Here is a 16,405-nt window from a genome sequence, read left to right as displayed (position 1 = left end):
AGGTTTTAAAGCCTGACATCCACGCCCTCGGCCTCGAGCTTTTCCAGAACCAGTTCGGCGAAGGTCAGCCGGTCGGCGGCGTTGCGGGCAAAAGCGAGCGTCAGCACCTTGCGGCGGGCAGGGGCCAGCTTGTGTTCGGGCGCGGGGCGGATCATCTCCGCGCCGTAGCGGTCGGCGAGCAGCAGGCCGCAATCTTCGGGGAAGATATCGAGCGGCACGCCGGCATGGGTGGCGAAGAACAGGCGGTCGCAGAACTCGCGGTATTCCGGCCATTTGCGGTCGACCCGGAAGTCCTCGATCGAGGTCTTGATCTCGATGATCCAGATCTCGCCCTTCTCGGTCAGACAGATGAGATCAGCCCGCCTGCCGCTGCGCAGCGTCATCTCGGCGATCGCGGAGGCACGCATGTGCTTCATCAGATGCTGCACGCCGCGGCGTACCATGATGGCACGGTCCGACTGGCGACCGTCCGCCGTCGGGTTTTTGCCATGCAAATCGACAATAGCCATGGAACTTCCTTTCACGCAGTGCATTTTCAAGAAAGCGCGGCAGTCTTGCGGCGCACGTAATCCTCCAGGCAACAAACGAAGCGCAGGTTGCAACAGAATTTTAACCATAAGCTTCTATCAATTTGTCAGTATCACCTTTTGTTCCACGCCGTGAGACCGTCCATGCACATCCGACCTATTTTCCTGGCACTCTCGTTTACGGGCCTGCTCGCAGCTGCCGGCTGCACCACCACCCAGCCGTCAACGACGATTACGGCGCCGGTTTCGGCCTATGCGGCCACCATCGATGATGGCTACTCGCTGCCGCGCGTGCCGATTACCCAGGTCGATGAGAAATATCGCCGACAGATCATCAATTACGAAACCACCGAGGAGCCGGGCACGATCATTGTCGATACCAAGGAGCGCCTGCTTTATCTGGTGCTGGAAGATGGCAAGGCCATCCGTTACGGCATCGGCGTGGGCCGTGACGGTTTCCGCTGGTCGGGCGATGCCTATATCGGCCGCCGCGCCGAATGGCCGACCTGGTATCCGCCGCAGGCCATGGTCAAGCGCCAGCCTGAGCTGAAGGAATATGCCGGCGGCATGGAGCCGGGCGTGATGAACCCGCTCGGAGCGCGCGCGCTCTATCTCTACAAGAATGGCAATGACACGATGTTCCGCATTCACGGCAACCCGGACTGGACCTCGATCGGCCAGGCGGTTTCTTCCGGCTGCATCCGCATGATCAACCAGGACATTATCGACCTCTACGCCCGCGTCGACCCCGACAAGCGCACCAAGGTGATCGTGCTCGAAGGCTGAGTGGGCTTGAAGGGCTCTGACGGCAAACGCGCTCGGCGCCACATTCCCGACTCTCTTGTGTCCTACGCGCTACGCCACACTCTCATGAGTCATGCTCGGACTTGATCCGAGCATCCAGGCCGTACGGTGGGCGTCGCCTGGACCCTCGGGTCGAGCCCGAGGGTGACCCGAGAAAATCGAGATTCTGATCAAAAAAAGGCAGCTCCCAGGCAGGGCCGCCTTTCCTTTTTTGTGACGTTCGCAGGCCGCCGTCTGACGGTGGCCCCGCAAATGGCCTCAGTAACGATAATGTTCCGGCTTGAACGGGCCTTCCGGGGTCACGCCGATATAGGCGGCCTGTTCTTCCGAAAGCACGGTCAGCTTGGCGCCGAGCTTGTCGAGATGCAGGCGGGCGACCTTTTCGTCGAGATGCTTCGGCAGCACGTGAACCGTGTTCTCGTACTTGTCGTGGTTCTGGAAGATTTCCATCTGGGCCAGAACCTGGTTGGTGAAGGACGCCGACATCACGAAAGAGGGGTGGCCGGTGGCGTTGCCGAGGTTCAGCAGACGGCCTTCGGAAAGCAGCAGGATGCGCTTGCCGTCGGGGAAGGAAATCATGTCCACCTGCGGCTTCACATTGGTCCATTTGTAGTTGCGCAGCGAGGAAATCTGGATCTCGTTGTCGAAGTGGCCGATATTGCCGACGATCGCCATGTCCTTCATCTCGCGCATGTGCTCGATGCGGATGATGTCCTTGTTGCCGGTGGTGGTGACGAAGATGTCGGCGCTTGCGACAACGTCTTCCAGCAGCACGACCTCAAAGCCGTCCATCGCCGCCTGCAGGGCGCAAATCGGATCGGCCTCGGTGACCTTGACGCGGGCGCCGGCGCCCGACAGCGAGGCGGCCGAACCCTTGCCGACGTCGCCATAACCGCAGACGACGGCGACCTTGCCGGCCATCATCACGTCGGTGGCGCGGCGGATGCCGTCGACCAGCGATTCCTTGCAGCCATATTTGTTGTCGAATTTCGACTTGGTGACCGAGTCGTTGACGTTGATCGCCGGGAAGGGGAGCTGGCCCTTCTTGGCAAGCTGGTACAGCCGGTTGACACCGGTGGTGGTCTCTTCCGTCACGCCGAGAAGGGCTTCGCGCTGCTTGGTGAAGAAGCCCGGGGAGGCTTCCATGCGCTTCTTGATCTGCGCGAACAGCACTTCCTCTTCCTCGGAACCGGGTTTGGACAGCACGTCCTCGCCGGCCTCGGCGCGGGCGCCGATCAGGATATACATGGTGGCATCACCGCCATCATCGAGGATCATGTTCGACTGGCCGCCATCGGACCACTGGAAGATCTGGTCGGTATAGGTCCAGTACTCGGCAAGCGTCTCGCCCTTGACGGCATAGACCGGAATACCGGCGGCTGCGATCGCGGCGGCGGCGTGATCCTGTGTGGAGAAGATGTTGCACGAGGCCCAGCGGACCTCGGCGCCCAGCGCCTTCAGCGTCTCGATCAGCACCGCGGTCTGGATCGTCATGTGCAGCGAACCGGAAATGCGCGCGCCCTTCAGCGGCTGGCTTTCGCCGAATTCCGCGCGCGCGGCCATCAGGCCCGGCATTTCGGTTTCGGCAATGTCGATTTCCTTGCGGCCGTAATCGGCAAGCGCAATATCGGCGACGAGATAGTCGTTCGTGGTGCTCATCTGAAACTCCGGAAACAGTGAATGTCTCAAGGACAGCCGCAATCGCCGTCCACTTTTCATCTATCCCGTACGTATCAGCCTTGGCGAAAACTGGCAAGAAAGACATAAAGATTTCTTTATGTCTTTCTTTGCGGACTTCGGCAACTGTTAGGGCTGTGGACTCAGAAGATCGCCTGCAAAGGCGCCAATCATGTTATTTCGACCATTGCCATCGATCACATAGGTCCCTGCTATGGACGAAGCGGCGTCTCCATAGAATGCACCTTCGATTTTCGAATTTTCTTGATTGGCATAACTTGGATCAGGCGAAACCGGCTTTTCGATCGGATATGAGCTTCCCCCTAAGGTATCCATTACCTCTCGGGCTTCTCCAGCCGGTGAATAGGCGATCTGGCCAGGAATCGAGTTAAAGGTATTGCCTGCAATGGCGCCGTTAAATACGAGCTTGTTTCGCCCTGCAGTTATATTTCCATTCATGGTCGCAGAACCGAAATCGACGTCTGCGGAGAAATCTCCCGACTGCTTCAAGATAGGTCGATATCGATCCGGACCATAACCTATCGCTGTCCCATAATAGGATGCCTTGCCGGTGAGTGGCATATTGGCGGTCATGCCTTCCTTTGATCGATAGGCGTAAAGTACATTTGCTTTGCGACCTAGAAAGGTCTCGTACTCACTTTCAATCACGGCCACCAAAGCTTCGCCGTTCTCATTGATAACACGCATGTAATCGGAGGCAGCGTTTTCCGTTCCATCACCGTCGCCAGAAGAGGGTATGAAGGTCATTTCGCGGCCTACTTTAGGACCAGAAACAATTTCTACAGATACAGATCCGTCTGGCAACGGCTCGAAATATGCCGTCGAATCGCCCTCGATGGAAAGGGGGTCAACATAGGGTTCGCTGATGGCGGCATAACCAGTTGCATTTGCTTCTGCGCCCGAGCTACCGCCAGGTGCAGGTGCGAATCCTGGAGACATGACTGTCGGAGGCGGCATCTGTAGCTCCGGGCCACTTGAGACTGCTACAACAGGTCCGCCGCCGCTCCCACCACAGCCCGCAATTGTACAAAGCGCGACTGTACCGGCGAGCTTCACCACCCATTTCATCATTTTCCGGACCCCCAATCCTGATCAAAGCGGGTATGCCCCGCCATGAAAAAGTCGCAATTCGACAAGTGAAGGTCAAGAGAAAATTAACCGTGATGCTTGTTTTAAAAGTCTGGAATAAATGAGGTATTGCTTGATTTCTATGCTTCGTTGAGCGCCGCGCGGCAGGCCTGGAGGATTTCGAGCCTGCGGAGCTGACCTGCATAATAGGGCGCAAGCGACGGGTTAGGCGCGATCACGTGCGGCACGGCACGCATTGTTGCGGCGGCGTGACCGAGGCTTTCGAAGGCTCCCGCAGCAGTTGCAGCATTGATCGCCGAGCCGAGCAGCACCACGTCCTCGGTCGGAGAGACTGCGACCTCCACGCCCGTGGCGTCGGCATAGAGCTTTGTCAGAAGCGGATTGCGACGATGACCGCCGGCAAGGTGGAGCCTCGTTGCGGGGATGCCGTTTTCCGAAAGCATCGTCAGGATCTGCCTCAACGATAGCGCGATGGCGACGGATGCGCGCCAATAGAGCTTGCAGAGACCGTCGAAGCTGTTGTCGAGGGTCAGTCCCGCGACCATGCCTGTCATCGAAGGGTCAGCAAAGGGCGAGCGGCTGCCGTGGAAATCCGGCAGGATGTCGAGACCGTCGGCGAAACCCGGCCCGCGTTCGGCAAGCATTTCCGTGATCCGCGCGATCACGCGCCCATGCTGCTCCTCCGTGGCGCGGCCGCCGGCGCTGTGGACTTCGAGCAGGTGGTTCAGCAGCCCGCCGGTGGCCGACTGGCCGGCCTCGAACAGCCATTTTCCGGGATAGATCGCCGAGAAATACGGCCCCCAGAGGCTTGGCGCAAAGACCTTGTCATCCGCATCGCCGACGATGCAGCTCGAGGTGCCTCCGATCAGGGCAAGCTCCCCCGCTTGCCGCCGGTCTGGCGGCGGCAGCGCGCCGAGCGCGCCTGCATAGGCATCGACCAGCCCTGCTGCGACGACCACCTCGGTCGTCAGCCCGAAATCGCGGGCGGCTTGCGCCGTCAGGCGGCCGGCGGGGGTTCCGGCATACAGCACCTCGCCGGGGATAGCGGCCTTTTCGGTGAAATCGGCAAGCCCTGCCTTTTCCAGAAGATCATCGGGAAACGGCGACTGGAGATCGCCGCGATAGAACCATTTTGCCGCAAGCGTCGAGATCGAGCGGCGGTCGCTGCCGGTGGCGCGGAAGGTAAGGTAATCGGCAAGATCGAAAAAGCCGCCGGCCTTCGCCCATAGCTCAGGCCGGTTGCGCTTCAGCCATGCAAGTTTCGGCATCTGCATTTCCGGCGAGACCGAGCCGCCGGAATGGCGCACCGCCGCGTGGTCGAACGCGCTGAATTCCGCTGCCTCCGTTGCCGCGCGGTGGTCGAACCAGGCGATCGTGTCGTATCTTCCGGTCTCGTCTTCCGAAAGGGGCAGCGGGCGGCGGTCTAAATCGAGAAGGACCAGGGAGCAGGTGGCGCCAAAGGCAAGGCCTGCAATCCGTTCAGGGGCAATGTCTGCGCCGGACAGGGCCTCGCGGATCGCCGTTGCGGTCGCCCGCCAGATATCCTGCGAGGCATATTCCCCGCGTCTCGGCCCCGGTCTTTTCACCTGGAGCGGATGGGTGGCGCGCGCAAGCATCGCGCCGTCACGGCTGAACACGCCGGCCCTGACGCTTGCCGTGCCGACATCGACCGCAATCACATGATCGCGCATCACGGAAGCCCCCACCCTTTTCCGTCAGACTGTGCGTGCACGTTGGACGAGATTGTCCATGGCGTCAAACATTAGGTCGGGTTCAAGTGACGCAATCTGCGCGCGGTAGGCTTCGGAGCTGGCGTGGGTGGCGCCGACATAGGCGAACACCTTCATTCCGGCGGCCTTTGCCGCGGCAATGCCGGCGGGACTGTCCTCGATCACAAGGCATTCCTCCGGCGGACGGCGCATTCGGCTTGCTGCATAGAGGAAAAGATCGGGGGCCGGCTTGCCGTTTTCCACCATCGAGGCGGAAAAGATCGGAGGCTCGAAGCTCGGCAGAAGGCCCGCGATCTCCAACGACAGCCGGATGCGTTCGGGCTGGGAGGAGGAGGCGACGCAGAACATGTAGCCTTCCTGCTCCAGCGCCTCCCAGGCGTTCACAATGCCTTGCGTGGGTTGAAGCTCGCTGCGGAACCGCGCATAGAGATCGCGTCTCAGCCGTTCCAGAAACCCGTCGCCCAGCGTCGCCCCGTAATCGTCCTTGACGACGGAGAGCATGGTGGCCAGCGAGCGGCCGAGAAACAGCCGCTCGGCATCCCGGTCGCAGATCGAAATCCCCTCTGCCGAAAGCGCTTCCCTCAGGACCGCAAGCGAAATCGGTTCGCTGTCGACCAGCACACCGTCGCAATCGAAAATGATCAGCGGTCTTTCGGACATGGGTCTCCTTGCCGGTTACTCCATTTCACCGGCGACGTAGCGCTTCAGGGTCTCGGCGGTGCCGCGGTTGCGCAGGCTTTCAAGTGCCCCGGCAAACCGCTTCACGAAGTGCGGATTATCGGCGACGCTGCCGAAGATGTCACGCTCTTCCAGAAAACGCGCCGGCTTTTCCCTGGACGCAAGGGCTGCGGCGTGCAGACGATCGGCGGCCTCGTCGTTGAACCTGATCTTGCGGCCGCTGTCTGACGTGCCCTCGAAATAGCGGCACCAGAGCGCCGAAACCAACGCAAGCCCGGTCACATCCAGACCCTGCTCCAACCGTGCGGCGGTGGAGGGCAGGATGAATTTCGGCTGGCGGTTGGAGCCGTCGAGCGCAAGCCGCTCGATCGTGTCGCCGATCTTCGGGTTGGCGAAGCGGGTCGCGATCAGCTCGTAATAGCCGGTGAGGTCGGTATCCGGGACCGGTGGCACGATCGGGATGATCTCGTCCTTCTCGAGCTTTTCGAGAAAGGCCGCGATCAGTTCATTTTCCATCGCCTCGTGGACGAAGTGGATGTCGAGCAGCTCGCCCGGATAGGCGATCGCCGCATGGCCGCCGTTGAGGATCCTGAGCTTCATGATCTCGTAAGGGCTGACATCCTCGACGAAGGTGACGCCGACATCTTCCAGCGCCGGCCGGCCGAGCGGGAAGTTGTCTTCCAGAACCCACTGCCTGAACTCCTCGCAGAACACCGGCCAGTTGTCGGCAATGCCGTATTCCGCGGAGGCGATCTTCCGCTCGCGCGCGCCGGTGGCGGGGGTGATCCGGTCGACCATCGCATTTGGAAAGGCGACGTTGTCGCGGATCCAGACGGCAAAGTCGGGATCGGAAAGTTCCGCAAGACCCGAAACGGTGGCGCGGGTCACCGCGCCGTTATGGGGGATGTTGTCGCAGCACATCACGGTGAAGGGCTGTATGCCTTCGGCACGGCGCCTCTTCAGACCGGCAATGATGAGCCCGAAGGCGGTGGTCGGCGCATCCGGATTTTCGCCATCGGCAACGATCGCCGGATGTTGCGGGTCGAATTTTCCGGTCGCGGGATCGATGAAATAGCCGCCTTCGGTGACGGTTAGCGAGACGATCCGGATGGCCGGATTGGCAAGCGTCTCGATCATCGCCGCATAGTCCGGCGGCGCGATCATGTCGATCATCGCGCCGGTAATGGTGGCGGCACTTGCATGCGCCTCCTGGTCGACGACGGTTGTCAGAAAGTCCTGGGCCGCGAGAACCTCGCGCATCTTGGCGTCACCCGGCATCACGCCGGCGCCGATGATCGCCCAGTCATGGTCGCGGCCCTTGTTGAACAGGTCGTTGAGGTAGACGGCCTGGTGGGCGCGGTGAAAGTTGCCGACCCCGAAATGCACGATGCCGGGCGAAAGATCTGCGCGGTCATATTTGGGCACCGACGCCTTGCCGGCGTGGTCCTTGAGAGTGTCGAGAGAAAGTGCCTTGGTCATCTTCTTGTCCAGTGATCTTCGCGTTGCGGGCACAGGCGCCGGGTCGGGCGCCCGCGATACCTAAAGCGCGAGGCCCTTTTCGTCGAAGCGGTAGATCCGCTCCGCATCCGGCGTGACATAGACGGTGTCGCCATGACGCACCGAAAACTCGCCATTGGTGCGCGCGGTCAGATGGCCGATCCCATCGACATCGATGTGCAGGAAGGTGTCGGAGCCGAGATGTTCGGACACCGCCACCTTGCCCTTCCACTTGCCGCTTTCCGTGGACAGCGTCAGATGTTCCGGGCGCACGCCGATGGTATGGGCGTTGTGTTCGCGCGCATCCTCGCCCTCGACGAAATTCATCTTCGGCGAACCGATGAAGCCGGCGACGAAGAGATTGGCGGGGCTGCGGTAGAGTTCGAGCGGCGAGCCAACCTGTTCGATGTTTCCGGCCCGAAGCACCACGATCTTGTCGGCCATGGTCATGGCTTCCACCTGGTCATGGGTCACGTAGATCGAGGTGGCGCTCAATTGCTGGTGCAGTTCGGAGATTTCGAGCCGCATGTTGACGCGCAGCGCCGCATCGAGGTTCGACAAGGGCTCGTCGAACAGGAAGCATTCCGGATTGCGCACGATCGCGCGGCCGATCGCCACGCGCTGGCGCTGGCCGCCGGAAAGCGCACGCGGCTTGCGTTCCAGATAGTCGGTAAGGTTCAGGATTTTCGCCGCGTCCTCGACCTTGCGGTCGATCTCGGCCTTGTCGATATTGGCCATCTTCAGCGGGAAGCCGATATTGTTCCTGACGCTCATATGCGGATAGAGCGCGTAGGATTGGAACACCATGGCGAGGCCGCGTTTTGCCGGCGGCTTGTCGGTGGCATCCTCGCCATCGATGAGGATGCGTCCGCCGGAGACATCCTCCAGCCCTGCGATCAGGCGCAGGAGCGTGGACTTGCCGCAGCCGGAGGGGCCGACGAAGACGACGAACTCGCCCTCGTTGATGTCGAGATCGATGCCGGGAATGACGGCGTGTTCGCCAAAGCGCTTGGAGACGTTTTCGAGTCTGATGCTGCCCATTGGTCCTGTCCTTATTTAACCGCGCCGAAGGTAAGCCCGCGCACGAGCTGCTTCTGCGAAAACCAGCCGAGGATAACGATCGGCGCAATCGCCATGGTCGAGGCGGCGGAAAGCTTGGCGTAGAACAGGCCTTCCGGGCTCGAATACGACGCGATGAAGGCTGTGAGCGGCGCCGCTTTCGAGGCCGTCAGGTTCAGCGTCCAGAACGCTTCGTTCCAGGCAAGGATGATGTTGAGAAGAAGGGTGGAGGCGATGCCCGGGATCGCCATGGGCGTGAGCACATAGACGAGTTCCTTGCCGAGCGTTGCCCCATCCATCCGGGCGGCTTCGAGAATCTCGCCCGGGATTTCCTTGAAGTAGGTATAAAGCATCCACACCATGATCGGCAGGTTGATCAGCATCATCACCACGATCAACCCCGTGCGGGTGTCGAGCAGGCCGAGGTCGCGGAAGATGATGTAGATCGGCACCAGCACGCCGACGGCGGGGAGCATTTTCGTCGACAGCATCCACAGGAGAACATCCTTGGTGCGGGGCGTGGGCGAAAACGCCATGGCCCATGCGGCCGGCACCGCGATCAGGAGGCCGATGACGGTGGAACCGAGCGAGATCGCGACCGAATTCCAGAAATGGTGGAAATAGTTCGAACGCGCCTGCACCTCGATGTAGTTCTCGAGTGTCCAGTGGAAGAACAGGAAGGAGGGCGGAGACGAGACCGCCTCGCTTTCCGTCTTGAAGCTGGTCAGAAACGTCCACAGGATCGGGAAGAAGATCAGGAATGCGATCAGCCACGCGAGCGCCGTGAAGACGATTTTCCGTTGTGTTGTTACCTGGCGTGCCATCGTCAGTCCTCCAGATTTTTGCCGATCATGCGTACCAGGAAGAACGCAACGATATTGGCCAGAATGACGGCGATGATACCGCCGGCGGACGCGCCGCCCACGTCGAACTGCAGAAGCGCCTGCATGTAGACGAGGTAGGTGAGGTTGGTGCTTTCCGTTCCGGGGCCGCCATTGGTGGTGACCAGGATTTCGGCGAACACCGAAAGCAGGAAGATGGTCTCGATCAGCACCACCACGGTGATGGCGCGCGCCATATGCGGCAGGATGATGTAGATCAGCCGGTTCCAGGCGTTTGCCCCGTCCATTTCGGCGGCTTCCTTCTGCTCTTCCGACAGCGACTGCAGCGCCGTCAGCAGGATGAGCGTCGCGAAGGGAAGCCATTGCCAGGCGACGATCAGGCTGATCGATGTCAGCGGGATCGAGGACAGGAAATCGATGGGCTGTAGACCGAAGAACCGCGCGATCGAGGCGAACAGCCCGTTGACGGGGTTCATCAGCATGTTCTTCCAGACCAGTGCCGAGACCGTCGGCATCACGAAGAACGGCGCGATCACGAGAATGCGCACGATGCCCTGGCCGAAGATCGGCTGGTCGAGCAGAAGCGCCAGCGCAATGCCGCCGATCACGGTGACGAACAGCACGCCCCCCACCAGCATCAGCGTATTGGCGATCGCCTGGAAGAAGGCGGGATCCGTCAGGAAGAACCGGTAGTTCATGAAGCCGGCAAAGCTCTCCATTCCCGGCATCAGAAGATTGTAGCGCAGGAAGGAGAAGTAGATCGTCATCGACAGCGGCACGATCATCCATGCCAGAAGCAGAATGACCGAAGGCGCCATCATCAGCCGCGCCGCGCTTTTGGTATGGGTCGTCGCCATTTCGGTGTTTCCCCGCAAAGTGGCTCGAAAGAGGTCATGGACGTTTCGGCCCGGTGTTTTTGCACCCTTGGTCTCAATGGCGGTTTCAGTTGATCAGGTGCTGAAAACCGCTTTGGCCGCCGTCGCTTGACGCGCGGCGGCCAATTTCTTGATCCGGCGAGCAGCCGAGCCCTGAGGCCCGGCCACCCCGCGGAGGAAGCCTACTTGATGTAGCCGGCCTTCATCATTTCGCGCGTCGTCAGCTGCTGTGCGCTGGAGAGCGCCTGATCGGCAGAGACATTGCCGGCAAGGGCAGCCGAGAACTGCTGGCCGACAGCGGTGCCGATTCCCTGGAATTCCGGGATCGAGACGAACTGAGCACCGGTATAGGGGATCTCCTGAACCGACGGCTTGTTGGTATCGACCGCATTGATCGATTCCAGCGTCATCTTGGCAAAGGGAGCAGCCTTCTCGTAGTCCGCATTCTCATAAAGCGAGGTGCGGGTGCCGGGAGGGGCTGCGCGCCAGCCGTCCTGCTTGGCCACCAGATCGGTGTACTCCTTGGACGTTGCCCAGGCGACGAATGCCTTGGCGGCATCAGCCTTCTGCGTGGTTGCGGGAATGGCGAGGTTCCACGACCACAGCCAGTTGCCGCGATTGCCGAGATCGCCCTTTTCCGGGAACAGTGCGAAGCCGACCGAATCCGCGACCTTGGATTCCTTCGGATCGGTCACGAACGAGGCGGCGACGGTGGCATCGATCCACATGCCGCACTTGCCCTGCTGGAACAGCGCGAGATTCTCGTTGAAGCCGTTGGAGGACGCACCGGGCGGGCCATAATTGTTCATCATGTCCAGATAGTCGGTGAGCGTCGCCTTCCACTCTTCGCTTTCGAACTGGGGCTTCCAGTCCATGTCGAACCAGCGGGCGCCGTAGGAGTTGGACATGGCGCCGAGGAAGGCCATGTTCTCGCCCCAGCCGGCCTTGCCGCGCAGGCAGATGCCGTAAATGCCGGCATCCTTGTCGGTCATCGCCTTGGCGGCCGCCATGATCTCATCCCAGGTCGGTTCCGCCGGGATTTCGACGCCCGCCTTTTCGGCGAGATCGGTGCGGTACATCACCATGGCGCTTTCGCCGTAGAACGGTGCCGCATAGAGCGTGCCGTCAACCGAGAGGCCGCCGGCAATCGCGGGCAGCAGGTCGCCGGCGTCATAATCGCCGGGCATGTCGTCAAGCGCCAGCAGCCAGTTCTGCTTGGCCCAGATCGGAACCTCGTAGTTGCCGATGGTCAGAACGTCATACTGGCCGCCCTTGGTGGCGATGTCGGTGGTGACTTTCTGGCGCAGTACGTTTTCCTCAAGCGTAACCCACTCGAGTTCGATGTCCGGATGGTCCTTGGTGAAATCGTCGGTGAGCTTCTGCATGCGGATCATGTCACCGTTGTTGACGGTGGCAATCGTCAGCGTTTCAGCAGAAGCAACGCCGGTGAGAGCCACCAGCGAGCAGGCGCCGAGAAGTATCGTGTGAAGTCTCATACTCGTTCCTCCCTCAGAATTGAGCAATAGCTTACGATGTGGGCAATTACTCAACAAACGCGCGCAATCTGTCAAGTGGGCGAATGCTCATACTTTGGGCGAATGCTGCAAAAACATTGTTTGCGCTGAGGAATTTTTCGCCAGCGCCAGTCCGTTCAGCCCGCGATGAGAGAGCGGACACGCCGCCGCGAGCCCTAAATATGCCGCCTTCAGGCGTGAACTTTGCGAAGGGAAGGGCGCGCGCCGGCGTGCGCCGCAGCCAGCCAGCATGGCCGTCAGGCGGAACCGAAAAGAACGTGGGTTGAAGAAGCCCCGGTGTTATCCGGAGGCGATCAGCGCGGGGCGCGCTTGGCGAGGATGCGCTGGAGCGTGCGGCGGTGCATGTTGAGACGTCTGGCGGTTTCGGAAACGTTGCGGTCGCACATTTCATAGACCCGCTGGATATGTTCCCAGCGCACCCGGTCGGCCGACATCGGGTTTTCCGGCAGGTCCGCCTTCTCCCCCGGCTGCTGGGTGAGCGCGAGCACGATATCGTCGGCATCGGCAGGCTTTGCGAGATAATCGAGCGCGCCGAGTTTCACGGCGGTGACGGCGGTGGCGAGGTTGCCATAGCCGGTCAGCATCACGATCCTGGTATCGGCGCGGGCTTCGCGAATGGCGGTGACCACATCGAGACCGCTGCCATCTTCCAGGCGCAGATCCACGACGGCGAAGGCGGGCGGGCGCGCTTTCGCAAGCGAAGCGCCTTCGGCAACCGAGCTTGCCGTTGCGATATCGAAGCCGCGCGTTTCCATGGCGCGCGCCAGCCGTCTGAGGAACGGCGCGTCGTCATCGACCAGCAGCAGGCTGCGGTCCTCGCCGAGACCGGCAAGCGCATCAGAAACTTCGGTGGTGTCCAAATCATCCATGATTGTCAGGCCTGAAAACAATGACTTTTTCTTATGCCCCCGGCGCGGGCGGGGGTAAACCCCTGACGCTTCACAAAACCGAGAAGCCGGCAGCGTGGGACGCCGCCAGCCGCGTTGGCCGTCCTGTCATTGCAGGCGGGCTTTCCTTGTTCTAGACAAGCGCGATCAGACAACGGCGATCTGGCGGCATCGATCAGAAGACATCGATCGTGAGGCGGCGATCGCGACGAAAACGGATGACAGGCCATGGACGACCACGCAATTGCACCACCCGGCGCCATCATCGTCATGGGTGTCAGCGGGTCCGGCAAATCCACCATTGCCACGCGGCTTGCCGAGCAGATCGGGTTCCGCTTCATCGAGGGGGATGATCTGCATCCGGCGGCAAATGTCGAGAAGATGCGGAACGGCATTGCACTCGACGATGAGGATCGCTGGCCCTGGCTTGCGCGTGTCGGCGAAGAACTGTCGCAGTTTCGTGGTGAAGGCGTCATCATCACCTGCTCGGCGCTGAAGCGCGTTTACCGCGATCGTCTGCGGGCAGCGGCAGGCGGGACGCTTTCCTTCGTGTTTCTCGATGGCAGCAAGGACCTGCTTTTCCGGCGCATGGGCCATCGCACCGGCCATTTCATGCCGTTGTCGCTGCTCGAAACCCAGCTTGCGACACTCGAACGTCCCGAGGGGGAGCCGGGCGTCGTCACGGTCAGCATCGATCAGCCGCTTGACGCAATCTGCAATGCGGCGTGCGCCGGTCTTGCCGCCGCCTTGGGCTGAAGCGCAGCGTTCGGTGCGGGCGCAACGTTTTCCAGCTTGCCTTTCGCCGGTCCTTCGGCCAACGTCACAGAAAATGCAGTGGGGGACACGCAGATGACGGTAACGGCCGGCGAGCGCAATCGCGCGCTCTTTCTTGGCAGCATGGGCGGCGGGCTCGAATTCTACGATTTCGTGATCTATGCCTCCTTTGCCTCGCAGATCGGCAAGACCTTCTTTCCGTCAGAGGCTGCCGCGACGCGGCTTCTCGCCGCCTTCGCGATCTTTGCCGTCGGCTATCTGATGCGTCCGCTCGGCGGCATCCTGTTTTCCCATTTCGGCGACAAGTACGGGCGCAAGATGATGCTGCGCATCTCGATCGCCGGCATGGCGGGCGCGACCTTCATGATCGCCTTCATGCCCGGCTATGCAAGCTGGGGCCTGACCGCCACCGTGCTGCTCGTGGTTCTGCGGATGATCCAGGGGCTCTGCCTCGGGGGCGAAATTCCCGGCGCGATGACGCTGATCACCGAAACCATGCCGAAGCGGCGCGGCCTTGCCTGCGGCTTCCTGTTCATGATCATCAATATCGGCATGCTGGCGGCCCAGGCGGTGCAATGGGCAATCGAGCATCTCTTGTCGGATGCGGCCGTGCTGTCCTACGGCTGGCGGATCGGCTTTTTCATCGGCGGCGTGGTGGCGATCGCCGGCTTCTTCCTGCGCGCAAGGCTTTCGGAAAGCCCGGCCTTTGCGGAGATGGAAGCGCATGCCCACAAGGTGCCGCTTGCAGCGCTTTTCCGTGACAATCGGCGCGCCGTCTGGCTCGGCCTGTTCATCACCGGGCTTGGCGCGGCCGCCGTGCCGCTGCTCTACCTCTACATGAATTCCTATCTCACCGACTTCCTGAAATACGATCCCGATCAGGTGGCCTCGGCGATCCTCGTCGGCATCATCCTGTTTTCGCTGCCCATGCCGCTCGCCGGCCTTATTTCCGATTTCGTCGGTATCAAGGTGCCGGCCTTCATTGCAGCCCTTCTCCTCGCAGTTGCGGCCATCCCGGCCTATGTCTGGATGCATGAGGGGGTCGGCGAACTGATGCCGGCGATGATCGTGATCTCCCTGATCGCCGCTTTTGCCTGGGGCCTCGGGCCCGTGCTTCTGACCGCGATCTTCCCGACGGATGTGCGCTATACCGGCGTCGCCTTCGTCTACAATATCGGCTTTGCCGTCGTTGGCGGGCTGACGCCGCTGATCGCGACCTTCATCATCCAGCAAACCGGCTTCACGCTCGCACCTGGCTTCCTGCTCGCTCTCTTCGCAGCGCTTGCGACCGGCGCGATCTTTCTTTCGGAAGTCTTGCCGGCCAAACGCGGCTGAGGCCGCGCCGGCGGATCGCCTGCCGCAATGGGATCCACGCCCGAAGGGCACGGTCCCATGCGGCATGGTATTTATCTTGTCTGAGATGTATGTAAATCAGCGCTGACCTTTTTGTTGTTCATGCCCTCATGACGCGCAAAAGGCGGCGCGATTCGTCGCACAGACGAACATGTTTGCCGTGCCAGTACGGGAACTGGCCGGATTGTTCTGGAGATGGGATGAACAACATCAATATCGTCCTCAAAAATCTTGTGCTCGTTCACGAGATGACGGACGTCGACGGCGTCGGGAAAGTCATTTCCGATGCTGCTGCAGGCTATGGTTTCAGCTATTGCGGGCTGTTCCGCCGCACGTTCACTGCCGACGGCCAGGAGCCGCGCTGGAAGCCGGTTACCCACTGGATCCACAACCGGCCAATCACGGAAATTGCGGATCTTTCGGAAGGCGATGCCGATGCGGGCTGGTCCAGCCTTTCGGCGGGCGACGCGCCGTTTACATGGGACAGCGCGCTTGATACGGCCAGACAGGAAAACAAACCCGTCTATCAGAAGTTGAAATCACTGTTGGAACGCGCCGCTGCGGCCGGCATCACCCACGGCATGACCTTTCCGGTGTTTTCCCGCGACGGGCTCATGGGAAAGCTCGCGCTCGGCAGGACCGAACGGGTGGAACTCTCCCCCGTTGAAATCAGCCTCTTCAACACGCTTGCGGCCCAGTGTCTTCGCCAGTGCGAAACAATTCTGCAGCGCCGCGAAAGCGGTCCGGTGGCTATCGTTCCGATCCCGAAACTGTCGGACCGCGAGATCCTGATTCTGCATTCTATCGCTGCCGGAATGACATCCGTCGAGACCGCGAAGGCCGCCCAGATCTCGCACCATACGGTCGACTGGTACGTCAACGGTCTCCAGCGAAAGCTTGATGCGCGCAACCGCCAGAACCTGATAGCCATAGCCTTTCGCATGGGTCTCATCAGATAATTGGTCGATCATCCGTCAAAGCGCTTGCCGGGTTTGCGCTCGTGACGCACTTTGGCTATGAATTTGTGAAGCGAATTTCCCGAAGATTTCCCGTGGAG

15 protein-coding genes are annotated in these 16,405 nt (G+C 60.9%); 4 read left to right on the top strand and 11 right to left on the bottom strand.

Annotated elements, in window-relative coordinates:
- Positions 1 to 5 precede the first annotated feature (5 nt).
- Entirely contained in the window at positions 6 to 509 is a 504-nt protein-coding gene (locus tag HPQ62_RS18870) for an MmcB family DNA repair protein (RefSeq protein ID WP_174804144.1), read from the bottom strand.
- A 162-nt stretch (positions 510 to 671) separates the two neighbouring features.
- Here HPQ62_RS18870 and HPQ62_RS18865 point away from each other — a divergent pair, with 162 nt between their 5' ends.
- Entirely contained in the window at positions 672 to 1,313 is a 642-nt protein-coding gene (locus HPQ62_RS18865; protein WP_174804143.1) for a L,D-transpeptidase, read from the top strand.
- Positions 1,314 to 1,589: 276 nt separating this feature from the next.
- On the opposite strand, the gene ahcY is transcribed toward HPQ62_RS18865, so the two are convergent.
- The 10 genes from ahcY to HPQ62_RS18815 all read right to left on the bottom strand — a co-directional run bounded on the left by ahcY (position 1,590) and on the right by HPQ62_RS18815 (position 13,203).
- Positions 1,590 to 2,990: an adenosylhomocysteinase gene (gene ahcY / locus HPQ62_RS18860; protein WP_174804142.1), complete on the bottom strand. Its 1,401-nt coding sequence runs from the start codon at positions 2,988 to 2,990 to the stop codon at positions 1,590 to 1,592.
- A gap of 147 nt (positions 2,991 to 3,137) precedes the next feature.
- Entirely contained in the window at positions 3,138 to 4,100 is a 963-nt protein-coding gene (locus HPQ62_RS18855) for a transferrin-binding protein-like solute binding protein (RefSeq protein ID WP_174804141.1), read from the bottom strand.
- A gap of 137 nt (positions 4,101 to 4,237) precedes the next feature.
- Complete coding sequence (locus HPQ62_RS18850) at positions 4,238 to 5,809, bottom strand: FGGY family pentulose kinase (protein WP_244629775.1); 1,572 nt, start codon at positions 5,807 to 5,809, stop codon at positions 4,238 to 4,240.
- 24 nt (positions 5,810 to 5,833) lie between these two features.
- On the bottom strand, positions 5,834 to 6,508 hold the full coding sequence (locus tag HPQ62_RS18845; RefSeq protein ID WP_174804139.1) for an HAD family hydrolase: 675 nt from the start codon (positions 6,506 to 6,508) through the stop codon (positions 5,834 to 5,836).
- A 15-nt stretch (positions 6,509 to 6,523) separates the two neighbouring features.
- Positions 6,524 to 8,005: a mannitol dehydrogenase family protein gene (locus tag HPQ62_RS18840; protein WP_174804138.1), complete on the bottom strand. Its 1,482-nt coding sequence runs from the start codon at positions 8,003 to 8,005 to the stop codon at positions 6,524 to 6,526.
- Positions 8,006 to 8,065: 60 nt separating this feature from the next.
- Positions 8,066 to 9,064: an ABC transporter ATP-binding protein gene (locus tag HPQ62_RS18835; protein ID WP_174804137.1), complete on the bottom strand. Its 999-nt coding sequence runs from the start codon at positions 9,062 to 9,064 to the stop codon at positions 8,066 to 8,068.
- An 11-nt stretch (positions 9,065 to 9,075) separates the two neighbouring features.
- Positions 9,076 to 9,906: a carbohydrate ABC transporter permease gene (locus HPQ62_RS18830; RefSeq protein ID WP_174804136.1), complete on the bottom strand. Its 831-nt coding sequence runs from the start codon at positions 9,904 to 9,906 to the stop codon at positions 9,076 to 9,078.
- Positions 9,907 to 9,908: 2 nt separating this feature from the next.
- On the bottom strand, positions 9,909 to 10,781 hold the full coding sequence (locus HPQ62_RS18825; RefSeq protein WP_174804135.1) for a carbohydrate ABC transporter permease: 873 nt from the start codon (positions 10,779 to 10,781) through the stop codon (positions 9,909 to 9,911).
- A gap of 200 nt (positions 10,782 to 10,981) precedes the next feature.
- A complete protein-coding gene (locus tag HPQ62_RS18820; protein WP_174804134.1) occupies positions 10,982 to 12,295 on the bottom strand; it encodes an ABC transporter substrate-binding protein in 1,314 nt (437 codons plus the stop codon).
- 332 nt (positions 12,296 to 12,627) lie between these two features.
- The gene (locus HPQ62_RS18815; protein ID WP_174804133.1) at positions 12,628 to 13,203 is read right to left on the bottom strand and encodes an ActR/PrrA/RegA family redox response regulator transcription factor; all 576 of its coding nucleotides are present in this window, start codon (positions 13,201 to 13,203) and stop codon (positions 12,628 to 12,630) included.
- Between the two features lie 246 nt (positions 13,204 to 13,449).
- On the opposite strand from HPQ62_RS18815, the gene HPQ62_RS18810 reads away from it, so the two are divergent.
- From HPQ62_RS18810 to HPQ62_RS18800, 3 genes are all read left to right on the top strand, one after another.
- Complete coding sequence (locus HPQ62_RS18810) at positions 13,450 to 13,977, top strand: gluconokinase (protein WP_174804132.1); 528 nt, start codon at positions 13,450 to 13,452, stop codon at positions 13,975 to 13,977.
- A 93-nt stretch (positions 13,978 to 14,070) separates the two neighbouring features.
- Positions 14,071 to 15,330, top strand: coding sequence for an MFS transporter (locus HPQ62_RS18805; RefSeq protein ID WP_174804131.1), 1,260 nt, complete (start codon positions 14,071 to 14,073; stop codon positions 15,328 to 15,330).
- Positions 15,331 to 15,548: 218 nt separating this feature from the next.
- Positions 15,549 to 16,307, top strand: coding sequence for a helix-turn-helix transcriptional regulator (locus tag HPQ62_RS18800; protein WP_174804130.1), 759 nt, complete (start codon positions 15,549 to 15,551; stop codon positions 16,305 to 16,307).
- The last annotated feature ends 98 nt before the right edge of the window (positions 16,308 to 16,405 follow it).

This window comes from Martelella limonii (assembly GCF_013344475.1).
Taxonomy (GTDB): Bacteria; Pseudomonadota; Alphaproteobacteria; order Rhizobiales; family Rhizobiaceae; genus Martelella; species Martelella limonii.
Note: the sequence above shows the minus strand (reverse complement) of the source record. Positions and strands in the feature narration are given on the sequence as shown.